23 protein-coding genes are annotated in these 19,294 nt (G+C 67.5%); 20 read left to right on the top strand and 3 right to left on the bottom strand.

The genetic code is table 11. The annotated features are described in order from the left end of the window. Positions 1-2 precede the first annotated feature (2 nt). The 15 genes from rpmD to ACGFNP_RS16625 all read left to right on the top strand — a co-directional run bounded on the left by rpmD (position 3) and on the right by ACGFNP_RS16625 (position 9,977). The gene (gene rpmD, locus ACGFNP_RS16555) at positions 3-185 is read left to right on the top strand and encodes a 50S ribosomal protein L30 (RefSeq protein ID WP_132509679.1); all 183 of its coding nucleotides are present in this window, start codon (positions 3-5) and stop codon (positions 183-185) included. 2 nt (positions 186-187) lie between these two features. Beyond that, entirely contained in the window at positions 188-643 is a 456-nt protein-coding gene (gene rplO, locus ACGFNP_RS16560) for a 50S ribosomal protein L15 (protein ID WP_345558121.1), read from the top strand. A gap of 168 nt (positions 644-811) precedes the next feature. Next, entirely contained in the window at positions 812-2,122 is a 1,311-nt protein-coding gene (gene secY, locus ACGFNP_RS16565) for a preprotein translocase subunit SecY (protein ID WP_358330621.1), read from the top strand. After that, positions 2,122-2,772: an adenylate kinase gene (locus ACGFNP_RS16570; protein WP_214633188.1), complete on the top strand. Its 651-nt coding sequence runs from the start codon at positions 2,122-2,124 to the stop codon at positions 2,770-2,772. The genes secY and ACGFNP_RS16570 overlap by 1 nt, the downstream gene beginning before the upstream one ends. Positions 2,773-2,881: 109 nt before the next feature. Further along, positions 2,882-3,685 (top strand): type I methionyl aminopeptidase, encoded by an 804-nt coding sequence (gene map, locus ACGFNP_RS16575; RefSeq protein ID WP_358330618.1) that lies wholly within the window; start codon positions 2,882-2,884, stop codon positions 3,683-3,685. A gap of 21 nt (positions 3,686-3,706) precedes the next feature. Further along, on the top strand, positions 3,707-4,135 hold the full coding sequence (locus ACGFNP_RS16580) for a DUF1707 domain-containing protein (protein WP_358330615.1): 429 nt from the start codon (positions 3,707-3,709) through the stop codon (positions 4,133-4,135). A gap of 137 nt (positions 4,136-4,272) precedes the next feature. Next, entirely contained in the window at positions 4,273-4,722 is a 450-nt protein-coding gene (locus ACGFNP_RS16585; RefSeq protein WP_358330612.1) for a hypothetical protein, read from the top strand. Positions 4,723-5,015: 293 nt separating this feature from the next. Beyond that, on the top strand, positions 5,016-5,237 hold the full coding sequence (gene infA / locus ACGFNP_RS16590) for a translation initiation factor IF-1 (RefSeq protein ID WP_012887858.1): 222 nt from the start codon (positions 5,016-5,018) through the stop codon (positions 5,235-5,237). 24 nt (positions 5,238-5,261) lie between these two features. Then, positions 5,262-5,375 carry a 50S ribosomal protein L36 gene (gene rpmJ, locus ACGFNP_RS16595; protein WP_003956441.1) on the top strand — a complete coding sequence of 38 codons (114 nt, stop codon included), beginning with the start codon at positions 5,262-5,264 and terminating at the stop codon, positions 5,373-5,375. A 218-nt stretch (positions 5,376-5,593) separates the two neighbouring features. Continuing rightward, positions 5,594-5,974: a 30S ribosomal protein S13 gene (gene rpsM, locus ACGFNP_RS16600; protein ID WP_214633192.1), complete on the top strand. Its 381-nt coding sequence runs from the start codon at positions 5,594-5,596 to the stop codon at positions 5,972-5,974. 45 nt (positions 5,975-6,019) lie between these two features. Beyond that, on the top strand, positions 6,020-6,424 hold the full coding sequence (gene rpsK / locus ACGFNP_RS16605) for a 30S ribosomal protein S11 (protein WP_012887860.1): 405 nt from the start codon (positions 6,020-6,022) through the stop codon (positions 6,422-6,424). A gap of 20 nt (positions 6,425-6,444) precedes the next feature. After that, on the top strand, positions 6,445-7,071 hold the full coding sequence (gene rpsD, locus ACGFNP_RS16610) for a 30S ribosomal protein S4 (protein ID WP_358330608.1): 627 nt from the start codon (positions 6,445-6,447) through the stop codon (positions 7,069-7,071). A gap of 93 nt (positions 7,072-7,164) precedes the next feature. Then, positions 7,165-8,181 (top strand): DNA-directed RNA polymerase subunit alpha, encoded by a 1,017-nt coding sequence (locus tag ACGFNP_RS16615; protein ID WP_214633194.1) that lies wholly within the window; start codon positions 7,165-7,167, stop codon positions 8,179-8,181. Between the two features lie 155 nt (positions 8,182-8,336). After that, entirely contained in the window at positions 8,337-8,852 is a 516-nt protein-coding gene (rplQ, locus tag ACGFNP_RS16620; RefSeq protein WP_393319237.1) for a 50S ribosomal protein L17, read from the top strand. A gap of 90 nt (positions 8,853-8,942) precedes the next feature. Then, positions 8,943-9,977, top strand: coding sequence for a tRNA pseudouridine synthase A (locus tag ACGFNP_RS16625; RefSeq protein WP_393319240.1), 1,035 nt, complete (start codon positions 8,943-8,945; stop codon positions 9,975-9,977). Between the two features lie 70 nt (positions 9,978-10,047). Here the strand turns inward: ACGFNP_RS16625 and ACGFNP_RS16630 are convergent, their stop codons facing one another. From ACGFNP_RS16630 to ACGFNP_RS16640, 3 genes are all read right to left on the bottom strand, one after another. After that, entirely contained in the window at positions 10,048-12,216 is a 2,169-nt protein-coding gene (locus ACGFNP_RS16630) for a hypothetical protein (protein WP_393319243.1), read from the bottom strand. 433 nt (positions 12,217-12,649) lie between these two features. Then, the gene (locus ACGFNP_RS16635; protein ID WP_393319246.1) at positions 12,650-13,588 is read right to left on the bottom strand and encodes a hypothetical protein; all 939 of its coding nucleotides are present in this window, start codon (positions 13,586-13,588) and stop codon (positions 12,650-12,652) included. 24 nt (positions 13,589-13,612) lie between these two features. After that, positions 13,613-14,287, bottom strand: coding sequence for a CAP domain-containing protein (locus ACGFNP_RS16640; protein ID WP_358330596.1), 675 nt, complete (start codon positions 14,285-14,287; stop codon positions 13,613-13,615). 397 nt (positions 14,288-14,684) lie between these two features. Between ACGFNP_RS16640 and rplM the strand changes: the two genes are divergently transcribed. From rplM to ACGFNP_RS16665, 5 genes are read left to right on the top strand one after another with little or no spacing between them, the layout of a single operon-like run. Continuing rightward, the gene (gene rplM / locus ACGFNP_RS16645) at positions 14,685-15,128 is read left to right on the top strand and encodes a 50S ribosomal protein L13 (RefSeq protein WP_219531477.1); all 444 of its coding nucleotides are present in this window, start codon (positions 14,685-14,687) and stop codon (positions 15,126-15,128) included. Between the two features lie 25 nt (positions 15,129-15,153). Further along, positions 15,154-15,675 (top strand): 30S ribosomal protein S9, encoded by a 522-nt coding sequence (gene rpsI / locus ACGFNP_RS16650; RefSeq protein WP_358330593.1) that lies wholly within the window; start codon positions 15,154-15,156, stop codon positions 15,673-15,675. 1 nt (position 15,676) lies between these two features. Then, positions 15,677-17,023 carry a phosphoglucosamine mutase gene (glmM, locus tag ACGFNP_RS16655; protein WP_358330590.1) on the top strand — a complete coding sequence of 449 codons (1,347 nt, stop codon included), beginning with the start codon at positions 15,677-15,679 and terminating at the stop codon, positions 17,021-17,023. Between the two features lie 57 nt (positions 17,024-17,080). Further along, on the top strand, positions 17,081-18,190 hold the full coding sequence (locus tag ACGFNP_RS16660) for an ATP-grasp domain-containing protein (protein ID WP_393319251.1): 1,110 nt from the start codon (positions 17,081-17,083) through the stop codon (positions 18,188-18,190). Then, a complete protein-coding gene (locus ACGFNP_RS16665; protein WP_393319254.1) occupies positions 18,187-19,290 on the top strand; it encodes a GNAT family N-acetyltransferase in 1,104 nt (367 codons plus the stop codon). Before ACGFNP_RS16660 ends, ACGFNP_RS16665 begins: the two co-directional genes overlap by 4 nt. Positions 19,291-19,294: the final 4 nt, after the last annotated feature.

The raw sequence follows: 19,294 nt of genomic DNA on the forward strand, positions 1-19,294 counted from the left end.
TCATGGCACGCCTGAAGATCACTCAGGTTCGCTCGAAGATCGGTGGCAAGCAGAACCAGCGTGACTCGCTGCGTTCGCTTGGCCTGAAGCGAATCGGCGATGTCGTCGTCAAGGAGGACCGGCCCGAGATTCGCGGCATGGTCACCGTGGTGACGCACCTCGTCGAGGTGGAAGAGGTCGACTAGTCATGACTGACAAGGCTCCGCTCAAGATTCACGATCTGCGTCCGGCCCCCGGCGCCAACAAGTCCAAGGTCCGCAAGGGCCGTGGCGAGGCGTCCAAGGGTAAGACGTCCGGTCGCGGCACCAAGGGCAGCCACGCCCGTACGACGGTCCCCCTCGGTTTCGAGGGTGGCCAGGTGCCGCTGCAGAGGCGTCTGCCGAAGCTCAAGGGCTTCTCCAACGCGCTGTTCAAGACGACCTACCAGGTTGTCAATCTGGACAGGATCGGTGAGTTGTTCCCCGACGGTGGCGAGGTCACCGTCGAGACGCTGGTCGCCAAGGGTGCTGTCCGCAAGAACCAGCTGGTGAAGGTGCTCGGCACCGGCGAGATCTCGGTCGCGGTGAACGTGCAGGCTCACGCCTTCTCGTCCGCCGCGAAGGAGAAAATCGCCGCTGCTGGGGGTTCCGTTACCGAGCTGTAAGAGCTATTACGAGGCGTGGGGGCTCTGTCCATGGGCCCCCACGCCCGTAGTGCGTTAGAGTTCGCGAGACGGCAGGCTTCTGTCCGGCTCGTTTTACCAGAGACTTCTGATGGCAGATCCCCGCACCATCGCATACTCACACCGCCTTATAGGCGCGCAGGAGGGACCGTGCTGACCGCGTTTACCCGGGCGTTCCGGACGCCGGACCTGCGCAAGAAGTTGCTCTTCACTCTGGGCATCATCGCGCTGTTCCGTCTCGGCTCGGTTCTTCCGACTCCGGGCGTTCACGTCCAGAACCTTGCGTCCTGTTTTGATCAGGTCCGCAATGGTGAAAACGGCAATATCTACGGGATGGTGCAGCTGTTCAGCGGCGGCGCGCTCCTGAAGCTGTCGGTGTTCGCGCTGGGCATCATGCCTTACATCACCGCGAGCATCATCCTTCAACTTCTCGTCGTTGTGATCCCACGCCTCGAAGCCCTCAAGAAGGAGGGACAGGCCGGTCAGACGAAGATCACCCAATATACGCGTTACCTGACGATCGGTCTGGGCATTCTGCAGTCGACCGCGTTCATCGCGCTGGCGCGCTCCGGTCAGCTCTTCCAGGGTTGCGACAAGGACGTCCTGCTGGACCCCGACAACATCTTCATGATCGTCACCATGGTCGTCATCATGACGGCCGGCACCTCGGTAATCATGTGGCTGGGCGAGCTCATCACCGACCGTGGTGTGGGCAACGGCATGTCGATCCTGATCTTCACGCAGGTCGTCGCGGTCTTCCCGTCCGAGCTGGCCAGCATCTTCCAGGCCAACAAGTTCACCTTCGCGGTCGTCATGGTGGTCGGTGTCTTCATGATCGCCGCCGTGGTCTTCGTCGAGCAGGCGCAGCGCCGCATTCCCGTCCAGTACGCCAAGCGGATGGTCGGGCGCAGGATGTACGGCGGCACGTCCACCTACATCCCGCTGAAGGTCAACCAGGCCGGCATCATCCCGGTCATCTTCGCGTCCTCGCTGCTCTACCTGCCGCAGCTCCTGACCTCGCTCTTCGCCAACGCGGAGTCGCCGAACGCGGTCGTGGAGTGGATCTCTCAGAACCTTACCAAGGGTGACACGCCCGTCTACATGATCACGTTCTTCGTCCTGATCGTGTTCTTCACCTACTTCTACGTGTCCATCACGTTCAACCCCACTGAAGTAGCTGACAACATGAAGAAGTACGGTGGGTTCATTCCGGGCATCCGTCCGGGCCGGCCGACGGCTGGCTACCTGAGTTTTGTGCTCACCCGTCTGACCGCCCCTGGCGCTCTCTATCTGGGTCTGATCGCCATGATCCCGATCGTCGCGCTCGCGGTGGCCGGGGCGAGCCAGAACTTCCCGTTCGGAGGGACGAGCATTCTCATCATGGTTGGCGTCGGCCTGGACACCGTGAAGCAGATCGAGAGCCAGTTGCAGCAGCGTAATTACGAAGGCTTCCTGCGGTAGTGCGTCTCGTTCTAGTCGGGCCCCCCGGAGCGGGTAAGGGGACACAGGCCCAGTACATCGCGTCGAACCTGTCAATCCCGAAGATCTCGACAGGTGACATCTTCCGTGCCAACGTCTCCGGGGGCACGGAGCTCGGCAAGCTCGCCAAGGCTTACATGGACCGTGGCGACCTGGTGCCTGACAAGGTCACCATCGCCATGGTCCGTGACCGCCTCGCCGAGGACGACGCGCAGGACGGCTTCCTGCTCGACGGCTTCCCCAGGAACGTCGCTCAGGCCGAGATCCTGCGCGACATGCTGAAGGAGTGGGGCCAGGCTCTCGACCTGGTCCTGGAGCTCGTGGTGGACGACGACGAGGTGGTCAGGCGGCTGGCCGGCCGTCGCACCTGCAGCCAGTGCGGTCGCATCTGGCACGTCGAGTTCGACGACAAGAAAGACGACAGGTGTGACGCCTGCGGCGGCACGCTGTTCCAGCGTGACGACGACAAGGAAGAGACCGTCAGGCATCGCCTGGAGGTCTACCAGGAGCAGACGGCGCCGCTGGTGTCCTATTACGCGGACGAGGGCATCCTCGTGGGTGTCGACGCGACCGGTCCGGTCGAGGAGGTAACCCAGCGGGCCATGGAGGCCATCAGCCCTTTCATGGGGTAGGCCCGATGGCCGAGTGCGGAGGTGGCACGGATTTCCGTGCCACCTCGCGGCTATTGTGGGGGAATTGGTCTCCCACAACTGCCCGTTGAGACCCCGGGAGGTGCCAGACGTGTTCAAGAAGAACAAGCATGGAATTCAGATCAAGACGGCCGAGCAGCTCGACAAGATGCGGGCGGCCGGTCTGGTGGTCGGACGCACGCTCGACCTGCTGAAGCGTTCGGTCGAGCCGGGGATGACGCCCCTGGACCTCGACGCCATCGCCGAGAAGGCGATCAGGGATGAGGGCGCGATCCCGTCGTTCAAGGGTTATCAGGGGTTCCCCGCCACGATCTGCGCCTCGGTCAACGAGGAAGTGGTGCACGGCATCCCGACGGACGCCCGCCCGCTGCGCGACGGCGACGTCATCTCCATCGACTGCGGCGCGATCCTCGACGGCTGGCACGGCGACTCCGCGGTCACGGTGCCGGTGGGGGAGGTGGACGCGAAGCTCACCGAGCTGATGCGGATCACCGAGGAGGCGATGTGGCGCGGCATCGCCGCGTTGACCGTCGGCCGCCACCTGTCGGACATCGGGTACGAGGTGGAGCGCTACGTCAAGTCGCAGGGCCGCTTCGGCATCCCTCCGGAGTACGGCGGGCACGGCATCGGCACCGAGATGCACATGGACCCGTGGATCGCCAACCACGGGCGCCCCGGAAAGGGGCCGGTGCTGGAGGCCGGAATGTGCCTGGCGATCGAGCCCATGGTCAACCTAGGCACGGAGCGCACCCGCGTACTGGCCGACGATTGGACCGTCGTGACGATCGACGGCAAGCAGTCCGCACACTTCGAACACAGCGTCGCGGTGACACATAATGGTCCTTGGGTGCTTACCGCCCTTGATGGGGGCAAAGAGCGCTTGGCGCAGCCGTAGAACGAGCCGGGAGTGGTGGGTATGGCGCAGAGCCCCGAGATGCGTGCCTCGGACGTCGACCGCGACCGGGTGGCCGCCGTGCTCCGGGAGCACACCGCGCAGGGCCGTATCACGATGGACGAGTTCAACGAGCGCCTCGAACAGCTCTACCAGAGCAAGACGTACGGTGAGCTGGCCCGGCTGACCGCCGACCTGCCGGACGTGGACCTGCGCAACCCGCCCGCCAAGCTGCCCGGCACCGCTCCGGCGCCCAAGAGCGGCATGCATTCGGGGATGCGGGCGGCCTGGGGAGCGTGGGCCGCGGCGAGCTCGATCAACTGGGTGATCTGGTTCATCGTGAGCGTCACCTCCGGGCACATGATCTATCCCTGGCCACTGTGGGTGATGGGCCCCTGGGGTGTGATTCTGCTGCTGAGCACCATCTCCGGAGGCGGGCAAAAGCGGCGATGAGTGTGTAGTAGTGCACTGTGTGTATTCGTGCGCAGAAGGCCTGACATGACCTCCATAACGTAAGCGGTGCCGGACAAAAAGGGACTGACCCGAGCAGTCCCAGTCCGGTACGGGGAACCGTCTTACAGGAGGACACAGTGCGTATCCGTAACCTGCTCGCCGGCACCGCTCTCGCAGGATCGATGGTCGCCGGAGCGCTGGCCATCGCTCCCGCCGCCCAGGCCGACGCCGCTACCGCCACTCAGGCGCAGAGCGCCCAGGCCGCTCCGAAGCACTTCTTCGGTCCCTACTTCTCCAACGGCTCCGAGAACGGCAGCCACGAGTCGTACTTCAGGGGCTACTGGCAGAAGCGCGGCGGCAACTACTACTTCTACGGCGATCTGTGGGACCGTCACCACAACGACGGCGACTACAGCTACGTGTGGTTCAAGTACTACGACCGCCACGGCAACTTCCACAAGAACTGGTACCGGTCCGACGACCGTCGCCACTTCGACAGCATCCGCTTCAAGCGGGACTTCAAGATCCAGGTGTGTGAGGGCAACACGCGGAACAGCGGCTGCGGCAGCTGGCACGACGTGTTCTAAGCCCACCAGGGAGTGTGCTGACTCTCACGGGCCCGCCGGTTCGCCGGCGGGCCTTTCGCCGTACATACGGCCTGGACGGGTCTGCGGATGGGGTAAACTCACTCGTGGTTGTGTCAGGACACCTGGCACGCGTTTCGCGTTTTAGTCTCAGGTGTCGTACACTCCTTACTCGGCTCACTATGACTATCACGCGTCGGCGCCCGTTGCCGGTCGCCGCTCTCTTCGAAGCGTGAGGTCGCGGCTGCTTAGTGAACCGGAGCCTCAGACGATCGATCAGTGAAACGCGAGGAATTTTGGCCAAAAAAGACGGCGCCATCGAGATCGAGGGCACTGTGGTCGAGTCGCTCCCGAACGCCATGTTCAGGGTGCAGCTTGACAACGGCCATAAGGTCCTGGCCCACATCAGCGGACGGATGCGGATGCACTACATCCGGATCCTGCCCGACGACCGGGTAGTCGTGGAACTGAGCCCCTACGACCTGAGTCGTGGGCGGATCGTCTACCGATACAAGTAAGACGTCTGAGGAACACGAAGGACAATGAAGGTAAAGCCGAGCGTCAAGAAGATCTGCGACAAGTGCAAGGTGATCCGCCGGCACGGTCGCGTCATGGTGATCTGCGACAACCTGCGCCACAAGCAGCGTCAGGGTTAGTCGCCGCAAGGCTTCTCCGAGTCCGCCCCAGTAAGGGAGCGGGCTCGACGCATGAGAAGCCTGAGACAGTAATCGCGCGTCACACCTGAGCAGGCGGCCTGTTTTCCAGGCCGTACCACCCAGGAGACCCCCGGTCGGAGGCCGGGGCCCTCACCCCGGGCATGGGGAGGGGACGTGAGGCGCAAGACCTCCGCCACAACGAAGGAGAATGCCCGACCATGGCTCGCCTGGTTGGCGTCGACCTCCCCCGCGAAAAGCGGCTGGAGATCGCTCTCACCTACATTTACGGAATTGGCCGCACCCGCGCGCTGGAGGTCCTCGAGGCCACCGGTGTCAGCGGTGACACCCGCGTCCACCAGCTCACCGACGCCGAGCTCGTCCCGATGCGTGACTACATCGAGGCGAACTTCAAGATCGAAGGTGACCTGCGCCGCGAGGTTCAGGCCGACATTCGTCGCAAGATCGAGATTGGTTGCTACCAGGGCATCCGGCACCGCAAGGGCCTGCCTGTCCACGGTCAGCGCACCCAGACCAACGCGCGCACCCGCAAGGGCAAGAAGAAGACCGTGGCCGGCAAGAAGAAGCCCGGTAAGAAGTAGTCCACGCAGCCGCGGGACCGAACACCTCAGGAGTGAAGGCAAAGGATGCCTCCTAAGAGCCGTCAGGGTGCGCCCAAGAAGGTGCGCCGCAAGGAAAAGAAGAACGTCGCTCATGGGCACGCCCACATCAAGAGCACGTTCAACAACACGATCGTTTCGATCACCGACCCCAGTGGGAACGTGATCTCCTGGGCCAGCGCCGGCCACGTGGGTTTCAAGGGCTCCCGGAAGTCCACCCCGTTCGCCGCTCAGATGGCCGCCGAGAACGCCGCCCGCCGCGCCATGGAGCACGGCATGCGTAAGGTCGACGTCTTCGTCAAGGGTCCCGGCTCCGGCCGTGAGACCGCGATCCGTTCCCTTCAGGCCACCGGGCTCGAAGTGGGCTCGATCCAGGACGTCACCCCGGTTCCGCACAACGGCTGCCGTCCGCCGAAGCGCCGCCGCGTCTGACACCCAGGAGAAACTGAGAAATGGCTCGTTACACGGGTGCGGACTGCAAGCTCTGCCGCCGGGAGAAGACCAAGCTCTTCCTCAAGGGCAGCAAGTGCGAGTCCGCGAAGTGCCCCATCGAGATCCGTCCTTACCCGCCGGGTGAGCACGGCCGCGGACGTCCCAAGGAGTCCGAGTACCAGCTTCAGCTTCGTGAGAAGCAGAAGACCCGCCGCATTTACGGCGTCCTCGAGAAGCAGTTCCACAACTACTACGAGGAAGCCTCCCGCAAGGCCGGTAAGACCGGTGAGGCGCTGCTCCAGATCCTGGAGAGCCGTCTCGACAACGTGGTCTACCGCGCCGGGTTCGCCCAGTCGCGCGACGCCGCTCGCCAGCAGGTCCGTCACGGGCACTTCCTGGTCAACGGCAAGAAGGTCGACATCCCCTCGTACCGCGTGCGCGAGCACGACATCATCGAGGTCCGCGAGACCAAGCGCAACCTGCTGCCTTACGAGGTGGCTCGCGCCACCGCCGGCGACCGCTCGGTCCCGCCGTGGCTCGGCGTCGTGCCGGACAAGATCCGCGTCCTGATCCACCAGCTGCCGGTCCGCCAGCAGATCGACACCCAGGTTCAGGAACAGCTGATCGTCGAGTACTACTCGAAGTAAGTAGTGGTTGAGGTACGGCTCGCCGTACCTCAACTAAGCTTGTATCGGAGTGGCGTCATATAGCGGGCGCCACACGAAAAGGGGAGAACCCGCATGCTGATCGCTCAGCGCCCGACTCTTCTCGAAGAGTCGATCGACGACACCCGATCCCGATTCGTCATCGAGCCGCTGGAGCCGGGTTTCGGCTACACCATCGGCAACTCGGTCCGCCGCACGCTGCTGTCGTCCATTCCGGGCGCGGCCGTGACGAGCATCCGGATCGAGGGCGTGCTGCACGAGTTCTCGACCGTTCCCGGGGTCAAGGAAGACGTCACCGACATCATCCTCAACCTCAAGGAACTGGTCGTCTCGTCCGAGCACGACGAGCCGGTCGTGATGTACCTGCGCAAGCAGGGCCCGGGTGAGGTCACCGCCGCCGACATCGCGCCTCCGGCCGGTGTCGAGGTGCACAACCCCGAGCTGCGCATCGCCACGCTCAACGGCAAGGCGAAGCTGGAGATGGAGCTGACCGTCGAGCGCGGTCGCGGCTACGTCTCCGCCGCCCAGAACAAGCAGCCGGGCCAGGAGATCGGTCGTATTCCGATCGACTCGATCTACTCCCCGGTGCTCAAGGTCACCTACAAGGTCGAGGCGACCCGAGTCGAGCAGCGTACCGACTTCGACCGCCTGATCCTGGACGTCGAGACCAAGCCGGCCATGAAGCCCCGCGACGCGGTGGCCTCCGCCGGTAAGACTCTCGTCGAGCTCTTCGGCCTGGCCCGCGAGCTCAACGTCGAGGCCGAGGGCATCGACATCGGCCCGTCGCCGACCGACGCCGCCCTGGCCGCCGACCTGGCGCTGCCGATCGAGGAGCTGAACCTCACCGTTCGCTCGTACAACTGCCTCAAGCGCGAGGGCATCCACACCGTGGGTGAGCTCGTCGCCCGCAGCGAGCAGGACCTTCTCGATATAAGGAATTTCGGCGCCAAGTCGATCGAAGAGGTCAAGCAGAAGCTGCACGAGATGACGCTGGCGCTCAAGGACTCCCCGCCCGGGTTCGACCCGAGCGCGGTGGCCGGCGCCGGTTACGACGACGACGACAGCGCGTACGTCGAGACCGAGCAGTACTAAGCCATCGCGAGGGCTCATCCTCGCGAACCCCCGCGCCGGACGGCTCAGCCGCCCGGCGCGGGCGACGATAACGGGTCGCACAGAGAGCGACTGCGACCCGGCCCGACTTCGGTACCTGGTACGGCCGGGGCGGGTTAACTCACAAGGAGAACGCAATGCCCAAGCCTCCCAAGGGTGCACGTCTTGGTGGCAGCCCGGCGCACGAGCGGCTGATCCTGGCTAACCTCGCCACGGACCTGTTCCGCCACGGCAAGATCCGGACCACGGTCACCAAGGCCAAGCGCGTCCGTCCGCTGGCGGAGCGCCTGATCACCAAGGCGAAGAAGGGCGACATCCACAACCGTCGCCAGGTGCTCACGGTCGTCAAGGACAAGGGCGTCGTCCACCACCTCTTCACGGAGCTCGCGGTGACGTTCGCGGAGCGTCCGGGCGGTTACACCCGGATCACCAAGGTGGGCGCCCGTAAGGGTGACAACGCTCCTATGGCGGTGATCGAGCTGGTGACCGAGCCGCTGAACCCGGTGCGCGTCTCGCGCTCGGAGGCCCCGGCCGCTGCCGCCGCCCCCGCCGCTGAGGCGCCTGCTGCCGAGGCCGTCGCGTCGGACGAGGCCCCTGAGGCCCCCGCCGCGGAGGCCGCCGAGGCTGGCGAGGCGAAGAAGGACGAGGCCTGATCCGTCAGGTCGGTTGAATCGGGCTCGGACCCCTCTTGTGGGGGTTCGGGCCCATTCGCGTTTCAGGTGGTCTGGGGAGGTTGCGGGAGGATGATCGTGGTACGGCTCCGCCTTGATCTCGGCTACGACGGGACGGATTTCTCCGGGTGGGCCAGGCAGCCGGGGCTGCGTACGGTCCAGGGGGAGATCGAGCAGGCGCTCGGCCGGATCCTGCGGCTCACCGAGCCGCCGGCGCTGACCGTCGCCGGGCGTACGGATGCCGGGGTGCACGCGCGCGGGCAGGTGGCGCACGTGGATCTCCCGGTGGAGGCGCTCTCCGCCCTCGACCGCAACCACCGGAGATCCGCCGTCCGCGAACCCTCGGCGACCTTCCCGCCTGCCAGCCCCACGCCTGCCGACCCGGCGTCAGCCGGCTCCGCGGCGACTGGCTCCGCGGCGACTGGCTCCGCGGCGACTGGCTCCGGGGCGACTGGCTCGGTGTCGGTGGACGCCGTAGGGGGGCTGGACGTGGATGAGCGGCTCGCTACGCTGCTGCGGCGGCTGGCTGGGGTGCTGGAGTCGGATGTGCGGGTTCATCGGGTCTCCGTGGCTCCTGAGGGCTTTGACGCGCGTTTCTCCGCGCTGTCACGCCGGTACGCGTACCGGGTGAGTGACGCGCCCGGTGGGGTGGATCCGTTGCGGCGCCGCGAGGTGGTCTGGCATAACCGCCCGCTGGACCTCGACGCGTTGAACGCGGCGGCCGGGGACCTGCTCGGTGAGCATGACTTCGCCGCCTTCTGCAAGAAGCGCGAAGGGGCCACCACGATCCGGCGGCTGCAACGGCTCGACTGGGTGCGGGAGGGCGACGGGGTATTGGTCGCCACCGTGGTCGCCGACGCGTTCTGCCACTCGATGGTGCGCTCGTTGGTCGGCTCGCTCCTGTCGGCGGCCGATGGGCGCCGGCCCATGGAGTGGCCGGGCCAGGTGCTGGCGCGGGCCGTGCGGGACTCCGGGGTGCACGTGGCGCCCGCGCACGGCCTGTGCCTGGAAGCGGTGAGCTACCCGCCGGACGCGGAACTCGCCGAGCGCGCCCTCGCGACCCGGCGCGTCCGCACGCTGGGCGATGTCCCGCCTGCCACCGACTAGCAGATCTCCGGCCTGCCGCCGATCAAGGCGATCTTCGGCCTGCCGCCGACTGAGCCGTAGCCGTAATCGGTCAGTCGTTGGTGAGGCGGCGTTCCAGGACCTGTGAGGTCTGGTCGCGGAAGGCGCCGCTGACCTTGTCGAGTGTCTTCTCCTTGGTGCCGGGCGTGTGGCCGTCGGCGTACGTGGCGTAGCTGAAGACGATGTACCGGCCCCAGACCAGGCCCGCCGCGTAGCCGCCGGCGATCTCCACGCGTTCGCCGCCAGTGCCTTCCGCCGCGGGGAGGCCGCGGAACCAGACGTTGCGGCCGAGGTTCTTGGCCTTGTCGGCGCTCATGGCCGCCTCTTTGGTCGGCAGCACGGCGATGCCGGTCGTCACGGCGTAGCGGCGCTTGGTGTCCACATAGGTCGCCCGTACGATCCGGCTGCACTTCTGGTCGCGCAGCGCGTCGGCGAAGGGGCCGGAGGCGGCCTTCTCGCAGCTCGACGTCATGTCGGTCTTGACCTTGGAGAACACGGCGCCACCCGCTTCGATCTTCTTCTGCGGGAACGCCTCGGAGAGCGACATCTTGCGCGGATCGGTCTCTTCGGAGTTGAGGATCGAGGTGGCCGGGACGACCGGGGTCGTGGCGACGTCGGTGCTGACGATGGTCGGGGGTGCCGTCGCCGACGGCTCCTTGGCGGCCGTCGTGGCGGCGGGCGGGGGCGGCGCGCTCACCGACTTGTAGGCGAAGAAGCCGCCGGTGGCGACGCCTGCCAGAGCCAGTACGCCCAGGGTGATGAAGAGCGCCTTCCTGCCTGCCGGCTTGCCGGGCGGGCTGCCGGCGGGCGGTGTCGCCTGGAACGGCGACTGCTTGAACGGTCCTTGCCCGTAGGCGGCGGGGAGGCTCTGCGATCCCGGAGACAGTGCCACCGGGGCGGGCAGAGCGGGAGTGGGTTTCTGGCCCCATACCTCGAAGGGGAGGTCGGGGACCCGGCTCTCCTGCTCGGGTCCGCCGTGGGGGAGCGGGGGCCAGACCGGGACATCGCTGGGCTCTACCGGGTGTCCGGCGGGGGCGTTCGGATCGAATGCCGATGGAGCCGGGCCCGTGTCGAAGGCATGGGCTCGGGCGTTGGGGTCGAAGGCGCGCGCGGGAGTGGTGGGGGTGGAGGCGGCCGGGGTGGTCGCGTCGAACCCGGGCGCGGTCGTGTTCGCGTCGAAGTCAGGATCGGTGGTGTTCGCGTCGAAGCCGGGTTGGGCCGCGTCCCTGGCGCCGAAGGGCCGGGCGGAGGCGCCCCTCGCGTCGAAGGGGTGGGGGGCGGTCAGGTTCGGGTCGGTCTGGAAGTCCTCGGCGTCCTCCGAGGGGTCGGCCTCTTCGTAGTCGGGTGCGGGCTCGCCGAATGTGGGGCCCTTGGTGGTGGGGCCGCCGTATACGGAGCTCTTGGCGCCGGACGGGGAGTCGCCGGATGTGGAGGTGAGAGGCGGGATGAGACCGCCCGGATAGGTGGGGGCGTCGTCCGGTGGCTCGTCCGAACTGTCCGATGGGACGTTCCAGGGAGACCTCGGGTCTGCCGCGTCGTCGGCGTCCGGCTCCACGGCGAGCTCGCCTGTGGCGGCGGGCCAGGGCGCGGGTGGGTCGGAGACCGGCGCGGGCCATACCTGCATGCCGGCGGCAGCGGCGGTGAAGGCCGGCGGTGGCTCCCAAGACGGCGCGCCGGGCACCACGGGTTCGACCGCCCAGGTGGCGGGCTCCTCCGGGACGGGCGCGGGCCACGGGCCGCTCGACGGCGACCATGGGACGCCGGACTGGCCGGGTGGTGTCTGGGGGTCCGGCTCCGGCTCCGCGACCTGCCACGAAGGCTGGGCGCCGGGCTGCGCGGGAGGCTGAGCACCGGGCAGCGCCGCGCCGGACTGCGACGCGGGTTGGGGGCCGGATGCCTGCGCGCCTGGTGCCGTGGGCTGCCGTGGCGGTCCGGAGCCGGTGGCCTGGGGGCCGCTGGGCGGTCGCGGGGAGGGGGACGGGGTGCCGGGCTGGGCGCCGAGATTGCGGGGCAGGCGGCCACGCATGGGGCGGGGCGGGCCCTGAGGGTCGGCGAACCAGTCGTACTGGGCGCCGTCGTCGCCGGCCACCTCCCACGGCTGCGCACCAGGGAAGGCCGGCAGGGCGGGCCGGTCCTCGGCCTCATCCGATGCCTGGTCCGCCGGCTGTGGTTCGAACGGTTGCCAGTCGGCCGACGCGTCGAAGGCCGATGCCCCGGTCACCGTCTGCTCGGCATCCGGCGTACCCGGGAAGGCAGGCAGCCTCTCCCCAGTGGGAACGGGGCCGAACGCCCCGCCCGGACGGGTTTCGGAGTCGTCATCGGCACGGTCATAACCGGCACCGCTATAGCCGCCGCTGTCAGAGCCGGAATCAGCGCCCGAGCCGGGTTCGGCTGGAGCCGGCGATGCTTGATGAGACCCGGGCGCCTCTTGGGACGCCCGTGACTCGGGATATTGAAGGGGCTGGCCGAAGCTCGGCGGGGGCGTCGCCGGTGCGGCCGAGCCGTCGGATTCCCTACGATCGTTCTCAGACCCAGGTTCCTGGCCACGCATAAAGGGGAGCCTAGCGAGAGTCGCGAGATCGTTATGCCGGTATGGGCGTTCCCGACTGGATCATCGATGCTATTTGAGTACTTATGAAGGGGTTTAAGCGCGTTTACGCACCCGAATGGCCGGTCAGGATGCGGGCGTCCAGGGCCTTGAAGACGGTGGCCTTGGTGATGTCGTCGACCGCCTGGAAGAGCTTCTTCTGCCCCTTCTTGTCGGGCTTGCTGCCGTCCTTGTTCTGGAACCAGATCATGACGGCGTAGTGGCCGTACATCCAGATCTGGGTGCCGCCGCTGCCGGAGCCCAGGTTCTTGGTGAGCGAGTCCTTGCCGGCCAGCGGCTTGACGTAGTCGGTCTTGCTGCCGACCGACCGCACCTTGGTCGCGGCCTTGGTGGAGGTGAGGTTGGCCACGCCGACCGTGCCCATCACCTTGCCGGCCTTGTCGCGGAAGGTGGCGCGGATGATCTGCGTGCACTTGCCGGACTTGAGGGCCTTCTGGATCTTGCCGCCGACAGCCCCGTCGGCGCACTTCTTGATCTTGCTGGTGGTCGTCATCGTGTACGAGCGGCCGGCGACGGTGACCTTCTTGGTCGCGAAGAGCTCCTTGACCGTGAGCGGGTCGGGGTCGGTCTTGCGCTCGGACGCGTAGCTGTACTTGCCGGGCGGCGCCGACGGCAGCGGCGCGGAGGTGCGGCGGGCAGCCTCGGTCTGTGCCTGCTGGGAGTCGTCCGACCTGAACATCACCACGAGGCCTCCGACGAACACGCCGAGCACCGCGAGGCCGCCGAGCGTGAACCAGAGCGGTCCACGCGAGCGTTTGCCCTCGTCATAGGGGCTCCAGGTCGTGCTGCGCCGCACCGGCTCGGCGGCCGGCTCGGTCGGCGTCGGCGCCGGGGCCTTGTCCTTGTCCTTGGCTCTGCGGGAGGAACTGGCCGCGACCGGCTCGAAGGGGTTGCGGGTGCCGCCGGGTTCGGCCGTGTCACGGGCCCTGCGAGAACGGCGGGGAGTGCTCTCCGTGCTGGTGTCACGTTCGTCGGGAAAACCCATGCGGCGACATTACCGTGAAGGCGGTCATGAATAACCGAAGTCCTGGGTCCACCAAGGTCCGCCGGGGCCGGCCACCACACCGACACCGATGGACTCGATACGGCAGTTGAGGATGTTCTGGCGGTGGTCGGCGCTGTCGAGCCAGCCGCGGACCGCCTCTTCCGGCGAGGTGTAGCCGCGGCCGATGTTCTCGGCGGCGCCCATCCGGTATCCGGCGCGCTCCATCCGGTCCCACGGTGACGAGCCGTCGGGGGAGTCATGGGTGAAGCGGCCGCTCTCCGCCATCTCGATGGAGTGCGCGCGGGCCGAGCGGGTCAGCCTGGCGTCCGTCCGGAGCGGGCCGCAGCCGCGCTTGGCCCTGGCGGCGTTGGTGAGGCTGACGACCTTGGCCGCCATCGCCGGCGACACCTCGACGGTCTGCTCGCCGAGCACCCGAGTGGGGTCCTCCGCGGTGTAGCCGGGCACCGTGTTCTTGTCCGGGCGCTTGGTGGGCCGGATGCTGGCCCTGCCGCGCGGGATCCCGGTGGTGGTCTCCCTCGCGATGCGCCCGGCGTACGGCTGCGCCTTCTTGGGCTTGGGCGTGGCCTTGACCTTGGCCGCGGCGGCGGGCGGGGCCGTCTCGTTGAGATAGATGTGGTCGGCGGGATCCGCCTCGTCGGTCATCCGCCCGATCAGCACGCCCGTGAAGAGGACCGCCATGAGGCACGCGAGCACCCCCAGATGGTTCCGGCGCCGTGCGCTCCGCTGGGTTTGCCGGGTGAGAGAGTTGTGCCACATGCCGCAGTCAACGATAGAGATGTCTGGTCCTGGGAAAGAAGGGATCCCAGGGAACCGAAATCGAACCGTTCTGTGTCAGGTAGACTCGCCTTCGGGTTACCGGTCTTTTGACCAGCACCCTTAAGTGCGGGTAGCCTAATCAATCGTTGTGTGCATAGGTCCAGCGAGACCAATGCGCGGCGCGTCCGGCGTCATCTCCCATCATCAGCCCATCGGGCGGGGAGACGGAAGGTCCGGGCCGTCGTGTGCCCGCACCGACCGACCCTAGAGCTGTCGCTTCCGACAGCGCCGAAGACGCGAGCATAAGAAGGCTACGACCGTGCGCACGTACTCACCGAAGCCCGCCGACGTCCAGCGTCAGTGGTACGTCATCGACGCGACCGATGTCGTGCTGGGCCGGCTGGCCAGCCACGTCGCGATCCTGCTCCGCGGCAAGCACAAGCCGATCTTCGCCAACCATGTCGACACCGGTGACTTCGTGGTCGTCATCAACGCGGACAAGATCGCGCTCACCGGCAACAAGCGTGAGCAGAAGAAGGCTTACCGTCACTCGGGTTACCCGGGCGGTCTGCGTTCCGTCAGTTATGGCGAGCTCATGGACAAGCGGCCGGACAAGGCCGTCGAGAAGGCCGTCAAGGGCATGCTGCCGAAGAACTCCCTCGGCCGGAAGATGGCCAAGAAGCTGAAGGTCTACGCGGGGTCCGAGCACCCGCACCAGGCCCAGCAGCCGGTGCCGTTCGAGATCACCCAGATCGCCCAGTAGTTTCCGAAAGATTTAGAGGAGAACCGTGGCTGAGCCCACCGGTGTCGAGACGGCCGTCGAGGCCGAGGTGGAAGGCTTCTCCGGCGAGGAGTTCCCTTCCGAGTACACCACCGAGTCCACCGCCAGCGCTGACGCTCCCGTGCGTAAGCCCGTCACCACGGGCAACTCGTACGGAACCGGCCGCCGGAAGGAGGCGATCGCCCGCGTGCGCATCGTCCCTGGCACCGGCAAGTGGACGATCAACGGTCGTTCGCTGGACACCTACTTCCCCAACAAGGTCCACCAGCAGATCGTCAACGAGCCCTTCGTGGTGCTCGGCGCCGAGGAGGCGTTCGACGTCATCGCGCGCATCGACGGTGGCGGCGTGACCGGCCAGGCCGGCGCGCTCCGCATGGGCCTGTCCCGAGCGCTGTCGATCCTTGATGTCGATGTCAACCGAGCGCCTCTCAAGAAGGCCGGCTTCCTCACCCGTGACGCCCGCGCCACGGAGCGGAAGAAGTACGGTCTCAAGAAGGCCCGTAAGGCTCCGCAGTACAGCAAGCGCTAAATTGGCGCGCCTTTTCGGCACCGACGGGGTTCGTGGGGTCGCTGGCCGCGATCTCACGGCGGAGCTCGCCATGGACCTTTCGGTCGCGGCGGCTCACGTCCTCGGCGATGCGGGCGCGTTCACGGCCACAGGACGTCGTCCTGTGGCCGTCGTAGGCCGGGACCCGCGTGCCTCGGGGGAGTTCCTCGAGGCCGCCGTGGTCGCCGGCCTTGCGTCGTCCGGAGTGGATGTGCTGCGCCTCGGCGTGCTGCCCACCCCGGCCGTCGCCTACCTCACCGCCGCGCTCGGCGCCGACATCGGCGTCATGCTGTCGGCCTCGCACAACCCGGCGCCGGACAACGGCATCAAGTTCCTGGCCCGCGGCGGCTACAAGCTGTCCGACGCGGTCGAGGACGAGATCCAGCGCCGGCTCGGCGAGGACTGGACCTTTCCCGTCGGCTCCGCCGTGGGCCGGGTCCGCGACGCGTACGGTGAGGCCGACCGTTACATCTCCCATGTGCTGACCAGCGTCAGCGGCCGGCTCGACGGGCTCGACATCGTGGTCGACTGCGCTCACGGCGCGGCCCACATGGTCGCCCCCGAGGCGCTGGTGCGGTCCGGAGCCAGGGTGGAGGCGATCGGCGCGCGGCCCGATGGCCTCAACATCAACGCCGGCTACGGCTCCACCCACCTGCCCAAGCTGCAGCAGGTGGTCGTCTCGCGCGGCGCCGACCTCGGCATCGCCTACGACGGCGACGCCGACCGCTGCCTGGCGGTCGACCACACCGGCGCGATCCTCGACGGTGACCAGATCATGGCGATCCTCGCGGTCGACATGCATGCCGAGGGCACGCTGGCCAAGGACACCGTGGTCACGACCGTGATGTCCAACCTGGGCTTCAAGCTGGCCATGCGCGATACGGGCATCAACGTGGTGGAGACCGCGGTGGGCGACCGCTACGTGCTCGAACGCATGAAGGCCGACGGCTACAACCTCGGTGGCGAGCAGTCGGGTCACGTCATCATGCTCGACCACGCCACCACCGGAGACGGTCTGCTCACCTCGCTGCACCTGCTCTCGGTCGTGGCCAGGTCGGGCAAGTCGCTGCGTGAGCTGGCCGCGGTGATGACGCCGCTGCCGCAGATCCTGATCAACGTCAAGGACGTGGACCGGGGCAAGGCGTCGGTGCCCGAGCTCACCGAGGCCGTTGCGCTGGCGGAGAAGGAGCTGGGCGAGACCGGCAGGGTGCTGATCAGGCCCAGCGGCACCGAGCCGATGATCCGCGTGATGGTCGAGGCCTCGTCCGAGGAGCACGCCTCCGAGGTCGCGGGCCGGCTGGCCGACGTGGTGCGGGCCGCCTGCGTCTGAGGTCTTCACTGTGAGGGGCACGGCACCGCCGTGCCCCTCACGCGTATTCTGCGGCTGGTGAGCGTGACTGTGCTGATCACCGGTGGGCGGGCCCCTGTGGCGTTGGACCTGGCCAGGAAGTTCGCCAGGTCGGGTGTGCGGGTCGTGGTGGCCGAGAGTTCGCGGGCGCAGCTCTGCGCGCGGTCGGCGGCCGTGGCGGTGAGCCATCGGGTGCCGCCGCCCAACCGTGCCCCCGAGGCGTTCGCCGACGCGCTGGCCGACATCGTCAAGCTGGAGGGTGTGCGGCTGGTCGTGCCCACCTGCGAGGAGATCTTCTGGGTCGCCCGGGGGCGGAAGCGGCTGCCCTGCGAGGTGCTGGCCGAGCCGCTCGGGACGCTGCGGGCGTTGCACAGCAAGTGGGAGTTCGTCCAGCTGGCGAAGGGGTTCGGGCTGCCGGTGCCGGAGACGGTGCTGGTGACGTCGCAGGACGACCTGGTGGGGGTCCGACGGCCCTTCGTACTAAAGCCGGTTTTTTCGCGCTTTGGTACGAAGGTGCGGGTGGTGCGGGGAAATATCGCGTTAAGGGCGGGCGAGGGGCCCTGGGTGGCTCAGGAGTTGCTCGGCGGGGAGCAGATCTGCACGTACTCCGTGGCCGTCAAGGGCAGGGTGGTGGCGCATGCCGCCTACGCGGTGGAGTTCACGGCTTCCGGGGCCTGTGTCAGTTTTGAGCCGGTGGAGCATGCCGAGGTGGACGCCTGGGTGACGCGGTTCGTGGAGCGGGCTGGGTTCAGCGGGCAGATCGCCTTCGACTTCATGGCCGGCGACCGTGTGGTGCCGATGGAGTGCAATCCGCGGGCCACCAGTGGGGTCCATCTTCTGGGCGACGAGCTGGCCGGGGTGTTGCTCGGTGACCTGCCGGACGAGCCGCTGCGGCCCGCGCCCGGCGCGCGGGCGATGATCGGGCTGGCGATGCTCGGCTTCGGGCTGGCCGGCGTGCGGTCCTGGCCGGAGTTGCGCCGGTGGGCGAGCGTGGTGTCGTCCACTGACGACGTGATCGCGGTGAAGGGTGATCGGGGGCCGTTCGTGGCGCAGTTCGGGGTGCTGTGGGAGAACTGGATCCGCTCGCTGTGGACGCGGCGGTCGCTGATCGAGTGTTCGACGTACGACATCGAGTGGGACGGTCGGTGAAGGCCGAGCTGTACACGAGGGACGACCTCGGCGAGCTGCCCTGGCCCGAGACCGAGGACGGCGCCTATGCGCGGGCCTACCTGGTGCCGCTGGTCGAGGGCGGGACCGAGGCGTACGTCGGCAATGTGGCCACGACCTACGGGGTCCTGCTGGTGGACGGGCGCGTGGTGCTGCCGGTGTCGGTCAACGACGATGAGCAGGGGAACGCGTGGGTGTGCTCGCCGTACACGCATTATGTGACCTATGCCGGTGAGGAGCTGCGCGTGCTTCGTAGCGGGGTGCTGCGCGCGGTGCTGGCGGCGGCGCTGTCCGCGTTGGGGGCGCTGTGCCGGTGGGCGGAGCTGGACCGGGTGGTGCTGGTCAACAACTGGCTGCTCTCCACGAACCTCTATCCGGCGATCGAGCCCGCCCATGAGCAGGCGGCCATCCGGTTCCTGCGCGAGCGGTTCCCCGGGCACGCCGTCGGGTTCTGCTCAGTGAACCGGCGGATCGACGGCTGTGTGATGGTGCCGGGGCGGCGGATCTACCTGGTGCGGCCGGGGGAGCAGGGGGCCCGGCAGCGCAAGAAGTGGCGGCGTGATCTGCGGCTGATCGAGCGCCGGGGGTATGAGGTGGTGCGGCCGCGCGAGGATGACGCGGCTCGGGTGGTCGAGCTTTATAACCTGCTTTATCTGGATAAATACTCGCGGAACAATCCGCAGTTCACCGAGCGGTTCGTCCGCGAGACCATGCGGGCGGGGACGATCACTTACTGGGCGCTGGCAAGGGACGGGCGGATCTCCGGGGTGCTCGGCTACTTCCACCGTGACGGGACGCTGACCACGCCGATCTTCGGGTACGACACCGCGCTGCCGCAGCAGGTCGGCCTGTATCGGATGCTGAGCGCGCTGGTCTATCAGATCGCGGTGGACGAAGGGCTCGCGGTCAACGACAGTGCTGGTGCGGGGGAGTTCAAGCGGCTGCGCGGCGGGGTGCCGGAGATCGAGTACCGGGCCGTGTATGTCGGGCATCTGCCGTGGCGGCGTCGTACGGGCTGGGTGGCGCTGGCCCGGCTGCTGAACACGGTCGCGGTGCCGATCATGCGGCGTTACGAGCTTTGAGGGA

The sequence above is a fragment of the Nonomuraea sp. NPDC049269 genome (assembly GCF_043197155.1).
Lineage (GTDB): Bacteria > Actinomycetota > Actinomycetes > Streptosporangiales > Streptosporangiaceae > Nonomuraea.